The organism is Pediococcus cellicola (genome assembly GCF_001438655.1).
Lineage (GTDB): Bacteria > Bacillota > Bacilli > Lactobacillales > Lactobacillaceae > Pediococcus > Pediococcus cellicola.
The window spans coordinates 74,243-88,062 of the sequence record NZ_JQBR01000004.1; the positions used below are offsets into that span (position 1 = coordinate 74,243).

A 13,820-nucleotide genomic window follows, 5' to 3' on the forward strand; every position below is an offset into this window, starting at 1 on the left:
TATCTTTCTCACAAATGACCGTTTATAATGAATGCACTAGTAACTTTCGGTGATTACCCACTTTATTAAGAACGTATTTTTGAAAGGATTTTTCTTATGAATTTTGTTGCAATGGATTTTGAAACAGCTTCTGCCAAACGTTATAGCGCTTGTTCACTTGCCCTAACTATTGTCCGTAATAATCAAGTTGCGGATGAATTTTACTCTTTAATTAAACCTGACACAGAATTTAGCTGGCGTAATGTCCAAATTCATGGCATTCACGAAGAAGATGTCGCTGATGCTCCCAGCTTTCCTGAAATCTGGCAAGTTATCAATCCCTTATTTCAGACTAATCAGTTAATTGTGGCCCACAATGCCCCTTTTGATAATGGCGTTTTAAAAAGTTGTTTGGAACACTATGATTTGCAACGTAGCCACTACCTAACCTTGGACACGGTCCGTTCCAGTCGCAAATTTTTTCCGGAATTTGAAAATCATAAACTAGATACAGTTTGCAAACATCTGGGCATTGAACTTGAACATCATCACAACGCACTCGATGACAGTTTAGCTTGCGCCAACATTCTTCTCTACGAAGCCAACAATTTTGGTGCTGAGCAACTCAAACCGTTTGTTAGGGTTGCAAATTAAATCGCAATTGCATGTCAATTGTTGGATATGGGATCCCGTTTTTACTGCGGAATCCCATTTTTTGACGCTTAATTTCTGTAAACCCTAATTTTTGATAAATATGATAAGCTGCAGCATTACGCTCTTGGACAGTTAGAAACAGCCCATCTAACCAACTAAAGGTGTTACCCCAAGTAATCGCCTCTTCAACTAACGCTGTTCCCAAACCTTGATTCCAAAACTCCTTCAAAACTGCAACACCAATTTCACCTAAGTCATTTTCTTCATTCTTGATGACGCTAACCAAGCCAATCGCCTGTTGCTCATATTTGGCTAATAAAATGAGATTTTCACGGCTTTGTTGAATCAACTGCAGTTGTTGACTTTCGTAAGCCGGCGTAAGTTGTGTTAAGTCCTCTTCAACCACAAAAGTATCTGATTGCTGATCCAACTTTTTTAACAGTGTCAAAACTTGTTGCGCATCCTCACTAGTTGCTTGAGCAATTGTGACTTCTTCACTCATGAAGCTGCTCCTTTATGGTTTCAAGTAATTGCTGATAATGTGTCCCTTGCGCCTGAAAAGTTAACTGCCGTTCATCCGCCTGCTCATCTCGTCGTTCGAGTTTAATGCGTAGAAAAGTATCAGGCAAATAGTCTTGGATATATTGTGACCACTCAATGACCGAAACACCTCCACCAAAGAAGTATTCATCCCAGCCTAGATCATCACCACCGCCATCTTCAAGCCGGTAAACGTCCATATGATATAGTGGCATCCGTCCCTCATGATATTCATGAATAATCGTGAAGGTTGGACTTTTAACATATCGCTTAATACCAAGCCCTTGGGCAAGCCCTTTCGTCAGTGTCGTTTTTCCAGCACCCAAATCACCGTCCAATAAAATAACATCATTAGGTGTCACTAAGGAGGCTAACTTTAAGCCAATATCTTCTGTTTGCTGTGCGGTTGTTGTCTTAATTGTAAACATATTCTACCTCGTTTGCTGATAATGATTGCTGGCTTCATCGGAAATTTCAACATGCTCTGGTAACTGCCAATCAATTGGTTCTTCGCCAAGTGCCTTTAATGCCGCATTTGTTTTTGAGAATGGATGCGACCCAAAAAAGCCATAGCGAGCAGAAAAAGGACTGGGATGAGCAGACTTAATAATAATATTTCGTTTTGTATCAATTAACTTAATTTTTTCTTGGGCTGCTTTTCCCCATAAAATAAACACGACGGGAGTTTCACGCTCGGAAAGTTTTTCAATGGCCACATCAGTTAATTGTTCCCAGCCCTTCCCTTTATGCGAAAAAGCCTGGCCATTACGAACCGTTAATACCGTATTCAGCATTAGAACTCCTTGTTTGGCCCATTTTTCCAAATAACCATGCGATACGGGTTTAATTCCTAAGTCATCCTGTAATTCCTTATAAATATTCTGTAGCGACGGCGGAATTTTTACACCAGGCAAAACGGAAAAGCTCAACCCATGTGCTTGATGAGGCTCATGATAAGGATCCTGACCTAAAATTACCACTTTAACTTGATCAAAAGGCGTCCATTCAAAAGCCTCAAAAATATGGAACATATCTGGGTGGATTAGTTGCGTACGATACTCTGTCTTTAAAAAATCATGTAAATCTTTGTAATAGGCCTTTTCAAATTCAGGCCCTAAAACTTGTTGCCAGTCATTATGAATAAACGTTTTCATTTTAACACCTCACCTCCATATTCTAGCATAGCCATAATTGTTTTAATAACATTAAATGCCACGAGTTATGACTAAAAAAATACACCCGTTCATGTTAAACTGAAGATATAAAAAACCTTATGAGGACGTGAAAATATGATTTCAATAATTGCTTCTGATATGGATGGAACGTTGCTCAACGAAAAAATGGAAATTTCTGAAGAAAATGCTGCTGCAATCAAGCAGGCACAAAGTGAGGGTGTTCATTTCATTGTAGCGACGGGACGTCAACGTTCTGAAGCTCAGCCGCTAATTGAACAATTTGGTATTCAAGTACCTATGATTACGTTAAATGGTGCTGCTGTCTATGATGTTGATGGTAAAGCACTAGATATGGTTCCCCTGCACCGCGCAACCGTTACTCAAATTATGCGTGAGCTTAATTTAGCTGATTTGTACTATGAAGTGGTTACTGCAGATGGTGTGGTTTCTAACAGTCGGGCCATGCATATTCAAAATTTGGCTCAGTTATTATCAAATTTAAATCCACAAACGCCGTTTAAGCTAGCCGTTTCGTTGGCTTCCGCTCGTGTAGAACTAATGGATATTTCTTACGTAGATAATTATCAAGAATTAATTGATGATCATAACGTTCGCATTTTAAAAATTATTGCGTTTGCTAATGAAGGTCAAAAAAAATTACAAACAGTCGCAAACAAAATCAACGATAAAGTTGAAGTGGCTATCACCTCCTCTTCTGAGACTAATATTGAAATCAATAATATTCGTGCGCAAAAGGGAATCGCGCTGCAGCATTATGCGGATGAACTAAATATTCCCATGTCTCAAGTCATGGCTATTGGCGACAACTTAAACGATGCCTCAATGTTAAAAATTGCGGACACAAGTTACGCCATGGGAAACGCCATTCCAGAAATCAAAAAGATTGCTAACCATTTAACGGTCACAAATAACGAAAATGGTGTTGGAAAAGCCATTCTAGAGCAACTCAAAACTAATCGCCAGTAAAGTTTGAGGGTGTGGGGGTAGGAAACTTATGCGCAAACTTTATGTAAGACACCAAGACGCCAGTAATAAAGGTGCAACTGTGGTACGTGATGATCATAACAACGCCTGTTATTTACTAGTTGGCAAATGGGGAATTAGGCATGATGCTTTGTCCGTCTATGCAATAGATGGTCACCTATTAGCTGAAATTAAACAAACCTCAGTGGGAATTTTCCCTAAGTTCGATATTTTTTTTAATGGCCAAAAAGTAGGATCCATTTCAAAAACTTGTGGTTTCGTTCACGAATTTATGTACGTTAAAACCTTGAAATGGTTTATTACTGGCAACTTGCGAACGGGCCGCCACCACGTTTATAATGGTGGTCAATCAATCATGACGGTGACACCGGTTAATTTGAACGGCGCCTTGTATAATGAATTAAGCATCAATCGGCAATCCACCGAACCCGTTTGCATTTGCGTGGCTGCTATTTTAGATCATTGGTTCCGTGGCTCTTCAAAGTCCGGGCTCAAAAAAAGAACTTCAATTCCGGGTTGGCGGTTATCCAATGGCGAAACAAGTTTCAATAACATTCACGAAAAGAAACCAAATAAAAATAAATTAACTGAATAATGGAGGTCAAATTTTGCAAATTCAAGCAGCACAACTCAAGGATGTCCCACAAATCATCGAACTCGTAAAAGTGGTTTTAGAAGAGATGGAACTTCCCGCACTTCATGAATTATCTGATAGTCAACTCACCCAGTTATTTGAAAAGACATTTTCTTCACCAGAGTATCAAGGACAACTCGCTGATCTTATAGTAGCAAAGCAAGACGACGAGGTTCTTGGCATGATGTTTGGCTACGTAGGAAAGTACGAGCAACAACTCTTTGACGTTTTTCCTCGTTACTATGCCGCACTACAAATTCCTAAAACCACAAAAATTTTTTGGGAGCCTGAAGCGGATGCAGATGAATGGTATCTGAACACCTTATGTGTGGCTGAAGCCCATCGTGGAAAAGGGATTGGCACAAAACTACTCAATTATTTACCAACTGTGGCGAAACAAGCACATACTAAAGAAGTTGGCTTGCTGGTTGATTTCGAGAACCCCGAGGCTGCCAAGCTTTATGAACGTGTTGGTTTCAAAAATGAGCGCGTGCAAGTGGTCGCTAACCATCATTATTATCATCTAAAAAAACGCGTTTAATAAATTCCTAATTGAATCTGAACGACTCAAAAACTTGAGGTGAAAATTTTATTTTTTTGCCTCAAGTTTTTATAGCGTTTTGGATTCAAACTATGCTAAAATTAAATGATTTTTGAGATAGGATTTGGGATATGAAAAATACAAAATATATTAGTTGGCCAGTTTTAGGACTTATGGCCTTTGTTAACGTCATTGGTTTTGACGATATTATTTACAACTTTAAAAACCAGGGTTTAGGTGTGATTACCACATGGGTTATTCTATTTGCCTTATATGTTATCCCCTATGGCCTCATGGTTGGTCAACTCGGTTCCACTTTCAGTAATGCCGGTGGCGGTTTAAGTTCGTGGGTGCGCGCAACTAGTGGCGACGTGCTCGGCTATTTTACGGCATGGACATATTGGGCAGCCAGTATTCCATACGTCGTTGATACTGCTAATACAGTAGTCGTAGCTTTCGGATGGTTAATCAATGGCGATAATTCAATGGAACAGCATATGTCCAACGCCATGTTTGCATTCTTAACTTTTTTAGTTTTTATCATTTTTATAGTGTTGCAAAACCGTATCAAAAACTCGTTACAATTTTTAAACGCCCTTGGCGGTGGCGCCATGTTCATTATGACCATTCTTTTCGTGGTCCTCACCGTTGTCAATTTAATGCACGGGGAATCTATTGCTTCTGCTCCTTTACATGTATCCAGTTTTACCCCCAAAATTAATTTGCATTTCTTTTCAACTTTGGGGCTCCTGATTTATGCAACTAGTGGTTCCGAATTGGTTGCACCATATGTAACCAGAATGCGTCATCCAAAACGAGATTTTCCAAAAGCCATCATGATGTTAACCATCATGGCAGGATTTTTGACTATCTTTGGTTCATTTTCCCTTGGAGTGTTCTTTAATGATCATCATTTGCCTGTAGATTTAAAAATGAACGGCAGTTACTACGCTTTTGATTATGTAGGCCGCCATATTGGATTAGGTCACTCGATGATGTTCCTATTTTCGATTGCACAGCTTTTATATATGTTTGCCCTCCTTGCTTTACTTCTAGATGCCATGACACGAATGCTTATACTGGATACTGGTAAACGATTCATGCCGAAGCAACTTCTAAAATTGAATAAAAACGGCCGACCGATTAATGGGTACATTCTGACATCCGGTTTATCAGCTGGAATTTTACTTATGGGTGTTTTCTTACCAGATATGAATGAAATTTTCAATTGGTTATTAAATTTAAATGGTATTGTTTCTCCCTACGTCACTTGTTGGATTTTCTTTGCATTTATGCAAATGCGTAAGAATTCTCACAAGTTCCAGTCAGACTACGTGTTCATAAAAAATGACCGTGCAGCTTACTTGGTTGCACTATGGTGTTTTATTGTGACGTTCGCAGCTGCCACGTTTGGTGTGTTCCCACAAGATGTCCCACCAACTTCATTTACCTACTGGCAAGAGCTGATTATGAATATTGTCACGCCACTCATTTTATTGGCCTTAGGACTTATCATGCCCGCCATTGCACATCGTCAACAAGCTAAAGGAAAATAGGCCTAACTAAAACAATCTAAGATTAGTTCTGAAGTTAATCAATGACATTTGATTAATTTCAGAACTTTTTGTTTATACTGAAAGTAAAGTCAAGACTGTTCCAAGCTCTCCAGAACTTCGAGTCCGAAACACAAAAAGCCATCCCCCACTGTCATCGCACAAATATGATTTAAATTGGAGAGTGAAAAAGATGTTTTGACTTTGCACAGGCGACGTTACGCATGCAACTAAGATTACTAAAACTATGGCAGCCTAAGAAAATAAATGAGTCGTTCCTTTGCAGCGCTTTTTTCATAGCTAAGTGGAAAAATTAGCCTTTTTCGGTTTTGACTATTAAAATTCAGAGACAAAAAAAGACCAGGAGATTCCCCCAGCCTCTTTAACGATAACGCTTGACCGCTTTAGCAATTTCACGCTCTTGATCACGTCGCTTAATTGTCTCACGCTTATCATATTCATGTTTACCTTTAGCTACGCCAATTAAAACTTTAGCAAAACCGTGTTTCAGATACACTTTTAAAGGAACAATGGTAATGCCCTTATTTTGTGTCTGTTCAGCTAACTCCGCAATCTGCTTTTTATGCAGGAGCAACTTTCGATTTCTTAAGGGATCATGGTTAAACTGATTTCCCTCTAAATATTCACTAATATGAATATTCATCAAAATTGCTTCTCCATTCCTAATCTGGACATAGCCATCTTTTAAGTTGATCCGGCTAGCTCGTACCGACTTAATCTCAGTCCCCGTCAAAACCATGCCTGCCTCGTACGTCTTTAAAATCGAGTAGTCATGTCGTGCTTTTTTATTTTGAGCTAAGGCTGATGTTTGCTTCTGTTTGGCTTTTGCCATTTACATCACTCCTACTTTTTACGATCATACGCCTTTGAAGTTGACGAAGGCTTATGCGAATTTGTTGAGTGGAATTTCTTAGCTGAATTATTTCGATATGTGGAAGTTGTCTTCTTGTGAAAATTTTTATTATGACTGCCTTGCCGACTGCCAGATTTGTAGTTACCACCGTTTCTAAATTGTCGTGGCGGTAATTGAATTTCACTAGTAGGTGTCTTTTCAGGATGTAGGAGAGCAAAGTCAACTTCACTTTGATCTTTATCCACTCGCAAAAGTTTAACCTCAAGCTCCTGGCCAATTTGGTAAGTCCGATGGGTGTTACGCCCAACCAATGCCATTTGGTTCTCAACATATTCATAATAGTCATCCTTCATCTGACTAATATGCACAAGTCCTTCGACCGTATTATCAAGTTCTACAAACAAGCCAAACTTCATGACAGAACTAACCACCGCTTTGAATTCTTCACCAATGTGGTCACCCATATACTCTGCTTTTTTCATACCATCCACATCTCGTTCAGTATCAATCCCACGCCGCTCTAATTTGGAAGTATGGGCAGCTACTTCAGGGATCTTATCCACATACTGCGCTTGAGAATCTTCACCGATACCATCTTCAGCGTAATGGCGAATCAAGCGGTGCACAAACATATCTGGATAACGTCGAATTGGTGAAGTGAAATGCGTATAGTACTTGGCTGCTAATCCAAAATGACCAAGAGAATCTTCAGAATACTTAGCCTGTTTCATGCTTCGCAGCATCATAACCGAAATCATGGTCTCTTCTTTACTTCCTGAAACCTGTTTTAGAACACTTTGGAGCATTTTAGGTTTAATGTTTTTAGAGCTACCTTTTACAGAATAGCCAAAGTTGGTTAAGAACTCAAAGAAACTAAGCATTCTTTCACTATCTGGTGTTTCATGCACCCGATACAAAAATGGTACCTTTAATTCTGAATAGTGACGAGCAACCGTTTCGTTTGCTGCCAACATAAAGGACTCAATCATGCGTTCAGAAGTGCCTCGAACTCGGACCTTAATATCGATAGGATGTCCGGTTTCATCCACAATGATTTGAGCTTCGTTATCATCAAATTCAATGGCGCCACGGTGTTTACGACGTTTCAGCAAGAGCTTGTGTAACTCAGCCATTGTTTCAAACATTGGTACTAAATCTGCATACCGGGCACGTGTTTTTTCATCATGAGATTCCAAAATTTTATTGACATCTGAATAAGTCATCCGTGCGTCTGATTTAATGACACTTGGATAAATTTTGTGATCAACAACTTTCCCTTCGCTATCCATTTCCATTTCACAGGTCATGGCTAAACGTTCTACGTCAGGATTTAAAGAACAAATACCGTTAGACAACTTGCGAGGCAACATTGGCACCACACGATCCGTCAAATAGACGCTCGTACTGCGTCGATAGGCCTCATGGTCTAAGGGAGAGCCCTCCTTCACATAATGGCTCACATCGGCAATATTGACGCTTAGATGATAATGCCCATTAGCCATCTTATAAACACCAACAGCATCATCAAAGTCCTTAGAATCGTCGCCGTCAATCGTGACCACAGTTTCACCTGTTAAATCTTTTCGTCCAACTTTTTCGGCATCTGTCACGACATCAGGAATTGCCTTGATTTCTTCTTTAACATCGTCTGGAAATTCATACGGAACTTCATGTTGATAAATGACTTGCAGAATATCAACACCAGGATCGTCTTTGAAACCAATTGTTTCAGTGGCCACTCCAGCCATTAATTTAGGATGTTTTAGATTAGGATATTGGGTCACAGTTGCCGTAATAACGGCACCTTCCTGTGGACTAATACCAGAAGACAACACATCAAAATGGTAAGACGCTAATTTTTTATCTCTTAATTCAATTTCACCGATGATGCCCTTTTCAGGATCAGCACCACTTTTTTGAAAAACACCCACTGCCTGCGTAAAGTGTCGTTCCGTAATTTTGGTCACAACACCCTCTGGGCCACGATCGTCTCCCGGTTTAGCAGCTCTAGTGATTCGAACATCTACTTCGTCCTGATTAAGGGCAAACGCTGTATGCTCATCACTGATATAAATATCAGGAACAGCGGGATCGACCGCCACAAAACCAAAACCACGATCATTGGCATGGAATACACCATGGACAACTTGTTGATTTGCTTGAATTGGCAAAGAAAATTTGCCTTGTTCCGTAATATGAACACGATTTGAACGTTCCATAATTGCCAATTCCTTGACCAAAATGTTAAAGACGCTAGCGCCTTCTAAATTTAGATTTTGAAAGATTTCTTCAGCTGTGAAACTTTCCTTAGGGTGTTGATTCAAAAAGTGACTTACTGAAGCCTGTAATTTGTTTGTCTCCATACTTTACCTCAAATTTTTTAGTGTTTTTTACTTAATTAAAAGCCCCCTGCAAAAATTACAGGAGGCTTAGTCGTTAGTGTGAGGAAACGTAAACCATTGCAATTGCAGTCGCAAAGAAGACAATTCCTAAAACTAACGTGACTTTTTGCATAAATGCTTCAAATCCACGTGGCTTTGATTTGGCAAAAAGGTCATCCGCACCACCCGTAAGAGAGGATAGGGCATTATCAGTCTTTGCCGGTTGCATCATCACCGCAATGATAATCAAAACTGAAACGATTAATAAGATAGTCATTAATAAATTATACAAGTAGCGACCTCCTACCTAAACTTGTAGTATATCCTCTATATTTTATCACAGTTTTCGTTTTTTTCCAGTCTTACCCTTAACTTTATTCTTGGTTTGACTAGCCAGTCTCAATTGGTAGCTGGTTCAGCAAATGAAATAGATGTCCCCGATTTCGATGATCAGTTGAAATGATTAGAGTGTCACCAGCCAAAAGTAACGTATCTCCGTGGGGAATAATTTCTCGCTCTCCACGACGCACAGCAACTAAGAGGCTGTTTTGGGGCCATTTAAAATCTCTCACCTGGTGTCCAGCCAAATAAGAGCCAGCAAAAATAGGGAATTCAATTCGATCTAATTTTCCACCACTATGCGGCATTGTGGGCTTCACAATTCGATGCAGCAAAGACTCATAAATTGGAGCACCACCTAACAAGTCCACCACGAGATAAGCCGTAATGGACACCACTGCAAGAGGCATTAAGTGATGCAGAGTTCCCACCATTTCCGTAATTAGCAGAATAGCAGTAAATGGTGCCTTTCCAATTCCCGCGAAATAGCCAGCCATTGCAATAACAATGAAGTTCGTCAAATATGCAGGCGGAAAGAGGCCTAACGAAATCATTGTCTGGCCATAAATGGCACCTAAAATGGCACCCAGTGATAAAATTGGCAAAAAAATACCACCTGGAAGACCAGAACCATACGAAATCATCGAAAATATAAAGCGAATGAGAAAAATACCAATTAAAAGACTTAGTCCTGGCAGTTGTGTCGCAATTTGTAAAATGACACTATTACCACCCCCCAGAAGTTGGGGAACTAAAAATCCAAGTGGAATGACTAACAAAAATGGGACGATCCCAAAAAGCCAGTCCGGAAATCTCAAAAGTGCCTTATACCAATCATTCATTTTTAATAGTACGCGCTGATACACAAATCCCATCACACCTAAGAAAATTCCTAATAATAACACATGAGGATACATGGTCAGTGGTAAAGCTCTTGCATAAACAATATGTAAAACTGGTGTTAACCCAAAGAAACCGGTCGACACAAAATTGGCAGTTATCGCACTTGCCAAAGCCGTAGTCCAAATTAGAGGCGAAAAATTATGATAGACCTCTTCCAAAACAAACAACGTGCTTGCAATGGGAGCATTAAAAGCTGCTGACAATCCGGCAGCAGCACCACTTGCGATAAATACACGGCGGTCTACTTCTGATTCGTGAGATAGCTCGGCATACCCTTGACCAATGGTGGCCCCTAACTGAATTGAAGGGCCTTCCCTACCCAAAAAAAGACCGGGCCCAATTGCTAAAATACCGCCAACAAACTTTCGCCACAGTACAGGCCACCAAGCATACTCAAGGTTCCCTGAGAGTTGCCCCTCAACCTGTGGAATTCCAGATCCTTTGATTTCAGGGAATTGTTTCCCCAAATATCCGACAAATATCGCTAAATTAATCATCAAAATTATCCAAACTGGTAATAACCACCAATTTAAAGCAATTTGCTTATACATAAACACCACAAAGTTCAAACTTTGCACAATCATTTGTCGAAAAGCACTCACCACAAACCCGGCCAAAATCCCTATTAGACAACCTTTTAAAATAGAGAGCAATCTCGTCTGATCGGGCTTATTTTTTTGAGTACTTTTGGTCCCCTTCCACTGCATCATACCATCTCAATTCTTTTTTTCTTATATCTAATAGTGTACCATCAATTTTGCACACAAAAAAACTTCAAAAATGAGTTCGCTCTTCTTTGAAGTCTTATGATTTATTTTTTTCGATAAGGCTGATGTTTAAACATTTGTGCCGCCTGCACGGCTTCCTGCCATCCCTCGTACAGGTTATGTCTTTGCGCTTCATTCATTGCCGGTAAAAAAATTTTTCCAGGCTGAAATACCTTTTTAATATCCGCTATGTCTCGCCAAAAACCAACCCCTAAACCGGCCAAAAAAGCAGCGCCAAGTGCCGTTGTCTCCAGATCTGAGGCACGATCAATCTCAATGCCTAAAATATCTGCTTGAAACTGCATTAAATAATTATTGTGAGAAGCGCCACCGTCTACCTTGAGGACGGGAATGTTGATGTTCGCGTCACTTTTCATTGTGTCTACAACATCTCGTGTTTGATACGCCAATGCTTGTAACGTCGCTTTTATAAAATCATTTTTCGTTGTTCCCCGAGTAATTCCAAAGACAGCACCTCTTGTAACGGAATCCCAGTAAGGTGCACCCAGCCCTGTGAACGCGGGTACTACGTAAATTTCATTATGATCAGTAGACGCATTAGCAGCCTGTTCCGATTCAGATGAAGCTTTAAGTAACTGCATACCATCTCGTAACCATTGAATTGCTGAACCTGCTACAAAAATGCTGCCCTCCAAGGCGTAATAGATTTGCCCATCAATCCCATAGGCAATCGTAGTTAGGAGATTATGATCGGATAATTGAGGATGCTTGCCCGTATTCATAACTACAAAAGCCCCCGTACCGTATGTATTCTTCACCATTCCCGGTTCAAAAGCCATTTGCCCAAACAGTGCCGCTTGCTGATCTCCTGCCATCCCAGAAATCGGAACTTCACTCCCATAAAAATGATAGTCTTTGGTGTACCCATAAATTTCAGAATTAGATTTAACTTTTGGTAAGAGTGTTTGAGGAATATTCAACAATTTCAAAATATCTTGATCCCATTTCAAATCATGAATGTTAAATAACATTGTACGACTCGCATTTGAGAAGTCCGTGACATGAACTGCACCACCTGTCAATTTCCATACCAGCCAAGAATCAATCGTGCCAAACAATAATTCACCGTTTTCAGCACGTTCTTGCGCATTAGGCACTCGATCTAGAATCCAGCGAATTTTGGTGGCCGAAAAATAAGCATCAACAATCAAACCCGTTTTTTGATGAATTTGCTTTTGATAACCCGCTAAGATTAATTGGTTTGCGATATCAGCTGTTTGCCGAGATTGCCACACAATAGCGTTGTAAATGGGTAAGCCGGTTGCTTTATCCCAAATCACAGTCGTCTCACGCTGATTTGTGATTCCAATACCGCTAATTTGGGAAGGTCGGATTTGTGATTTAATTAGTGCATTGGCAATTGTAGACAACACAGCTTCCCAAATCTCATTTGCGTCATGTTCAACCCAACCTGGATTGGGAAAAATCTGGGTAATTTCTCGTTGTGCTTCAACCACTTTTTGCCCCTGATGATTGAAGATAATTGCGCGCGTACTTGTGGTCCCCTCATCAATCGATAAAATATATTTCTCCATCATCTAAAAACCTCAATTCTTAATTTAAATTGGTTACCAAATCTGCCGCCAAAGTAAGGCTTTTTTCATGAGCACCTAATCCCCAATTTCGTGGTTCATCCTTTTCAAGGTCACTCAATGAATCCGCTGTGAAAAACACTTGTCCAAACGAAATTTTTCGGAACTGAGCACAGGCAGCCAATGCCGCACACTCCATTTCCACAACTTCACATCCTTGTGCTTTACGTTTACGTACTAAGTTAGGTGTTTCACGAAAAAAACCGTCAGTTGTCCAAGTTTTCACTTCACAAAAAGGTAATGCCAAGGTCGACAGCGTTCCTTCAATTTGATTCACAACGGCCTTATTTAGTTGGATAAAATTACTTTTGGCTACGTAATGAAAAGAAGTTCCCTCATCACGTAAGGCACTTGTGGGTACTAAAAATTGATTCTCAGGCATATTGGTCAAGACGCCACAACTACCAATACTAATCACCTTTTGAACGCCAAAATAAATTAAAAAATCTAAGAATTGGGTAGCCGCCGGAGCCCCAAGTGGCGCCTGTGCGACAGTAATCCACTCATCATGATAACGGCACTCATACACGGCATAAGTTTTGGTAATCGTTTCAAAAAAGCCAATTTGTTGGCCATGATGGTTTCTAACAAATTGTGTAATTTCTAAATCCGTTAAGAATGGAAAAATCGCCTTAGCATGAAACTCAAAGGGACCATCATGATCTGGCATTAAAACAGCTTTTTGTTGATCATCAAAATCCAACAGAGCCAAATTTTCTGACATTATCATTCACCTGCTTATTGTAATCTAATATAATTCTACACTTTTTAAAGCTAATCAAAAGTATGAATATCTATTTTCAAATAAACGATTAGTTAACCACCATCATTAAATCACACTAACTAATCTAGCTGACACCTT

14 protein-coding genes are annotated in these 13,820 nt (G+C 39.9%); 5 read left to right on the forward strand and 9 right to left on the reverse strand.

Annotation, left to right across the window (positions count from 1 at the left end):
* Positions 1–96: 96 nt before the first annotated feature.
* Positions 97–633, forward strand: coding sequence for a 3'-5' exonuclease (locus IV80_RS04785; RefSeq protein ID WP_057750325.1), 537 nt, complete (start codon positions 97–99; stop codon positions 631–633).
* On the opposite strand, the gene IV80_RS04790 is transcribed toward IV80_RS04785, so the two are convergent.
* Genes IV80_RS04790 through IV80_RS04800 form a run of 3 tightly spaced genes read right to left on the reverse strand, consistent with a single transcriptional unit; the run spans position 617 to position 2,327 of the window.
* Positions 617–1,135, reverse strand: coding sequence for a GNAT family N-acetyltransferase (locus IV80_RS04790; RefSeq protein ID WP_057750328.1), 519 nt, complete (start codon positions 1,133–1,135; stop codon positions 617–619). The two genes, IV80_RS04785 and IV80_RS04790, sit on opposite strands and share 17 nt — an antisense overlap.
* Complete coding sequence (gene tsaE / locus IV80_RS04795) at positions 1,128–1,601, reverse strand: tRNA (adenosine(37)-N6)-threonylcarbamoyltransferase complex ATPase subunit type 1 TsaE (RefSeq protein ID WP_057750331.1); 474 nt, start codon at positions 1,599–1,601, stop codon at positions 1,128–1,130. The genes IV80_RS04790 and tsaE overlap by 8 nt, the downstream gene beginning before the upstream one ends.
* 3 nt (positions 1,602–1,604) lie before the next feature.
* Positions 1,605–2,327 carry a uracil-DNA glycosylase gene (locus IV80_RS04800; RefSeq protein WP_057750334.1) on the reverse strand — a complete coding sequence of 241 codons (723 nt, stop codon included), beginning with the start codon at positions 2,325–2,327 and terminating at the stop codon, positions 1,605–1,607.
* A gap of 135 nt (positions 2,328–2,462) precedes the next feature.
* Between IV80_RS04800 and IV80_RS04805 the strand changes: the two genes are divergently transcribed.
* From IV80_RS04805 to IV80_RS04820, 4 genes are all read left to right on the forward strand, one after another.
* A complete protein-coding gene (locus tag IV80_RS04805; RefSeq protein ID WP_057750338.1) occupies positions 2,463–3,335 on the forward strand; it encodes a Cof-type HAD-IIB family hydrolase in 873 nt (290 codons plus the stop codon).
* A gap of 28 nt (positions 3,336–3,363) precedes the next feature.
* Positions 3,364–3,948 carry an LURP-one-related/scramblase family protein gene (locus IV80_RS04810; RefSeq protein ID WP_057750342.1) on the forward strand — a complete coding sequence of 195 codons (585 nt, stop codon included), beginning with the start codon at positions 3,364–3,366 and terminating at the stop codon, positions 3,946–3,948.
* Positions 3,949–3,961: 13 nt separating this feature from the next.
* Complete coding sequence (locus IV80_RS04815) at positions 3,962–4,528, forward strand: GNAT family N-acetyltransferase (RefSeq protein ID WP_057750345.1); 567 nt, start codon at positions 3,962–3,964, stop codon at positions 4,526–4,528.
* A gap of 131 nt (positions 4,529–4,659) precedes the next feature.
* On the forward strand, positions 4,660–6,084 hold the full coding sequence (locus IV80_RS04820; protein WP_057750348.1) for an APC family permease: 1,425 nt from the start codon (positions 4,660–4,662) through the stop codon (positions 6,082–6,084).
* Positions 6,085–6,463: 379 nt separating this feature from the next.
* Here the strand turns inward: IV80_RS04820 and smpB are convergent, their stop codons facing one another.
* From smpB to IV80_RS04850, 6 genes are all read right to left on the reverse strand, one after another.
* Positions 6,464–6,934 carry an SsrA-binding protein SmpB gene (gene smpB / locus IV80_RS04825; RefSeq protein ID WP_057750351.1) on the reverse strand — a complete coding sequence of 157 codons (471 nt, stop codon included), beginning with the start codon at positions 6,932–6,934 and terminating at the stop codon, positions 6,464–6,466.
* An 11-nt stretch (positions 6,935–6,945) separates the two neighbouring features.
* The gene (gene rnr / locus IV80_RS04830) at positions 6,946–9,318 is read right to left on the reverse strand and encodes a ribonuclease R (protein WP_057750354.1); all 2,373 of its coding nucleotides are present in this window, start codon (positions 9,316–9,318) and stop codon (positions 6,946–6,948) included.
* 73 nt (positions 9,319–9,391) lie between these two features.
* On the reverse strand, positions 9,392–9,628 hold the full coding sequence (gene secG, locus IV80_RS04835) for a preprotein translocase subunit SecG (RefSeq protein ID WP_057750357.1): 237 nt from the start codon (positions 9,626–9,628) through the stop codon (positions 9,392–9,394).
* A gap of 97 nt (positions 9,629–9,725) precedes the next feature.
* Positions 9,726–11,285, reverse strand: a complete 1,560-nt coding sequence (locus IV80_RS04840; RefSeq protein ID WP_057750360.1) for a ClC family H(+)/Cl(-) exchange transporter — start codon at positions 11,283–11,285, stop codon at positions 9,726–9,728.
* Between the two features lie 104 nt (positions 11,286–11,389).
* Positions 11,390–12,904 carry a glycerol kinase GlpK gene (glpK, locus tag IV80_RS04845; protein ID WP_057750363.1) on the reverse strand — a complete coding sequence of 505 codons (1,515 nt, stop codon included), beginning with the start codon at positions 12,902–12,904 and terminating at the stop codon, positions 11,390–11,392.
* A gap of 16 nt (positions 12,905–12,920) precedes the next feature.
* Complete coding sequence (locus tag IV80_RS04850) at positions 12,921–13,682, reverse strand: nucleoside phosphorylase (protein ID WP_057750366.1); 762 nt, start codon at positions 13,680–13,682, stop codon at positions 12,921–12,923.
* Between the last annotated feature and the right edge of the window lie 138 nt (positions 13,683–13,820).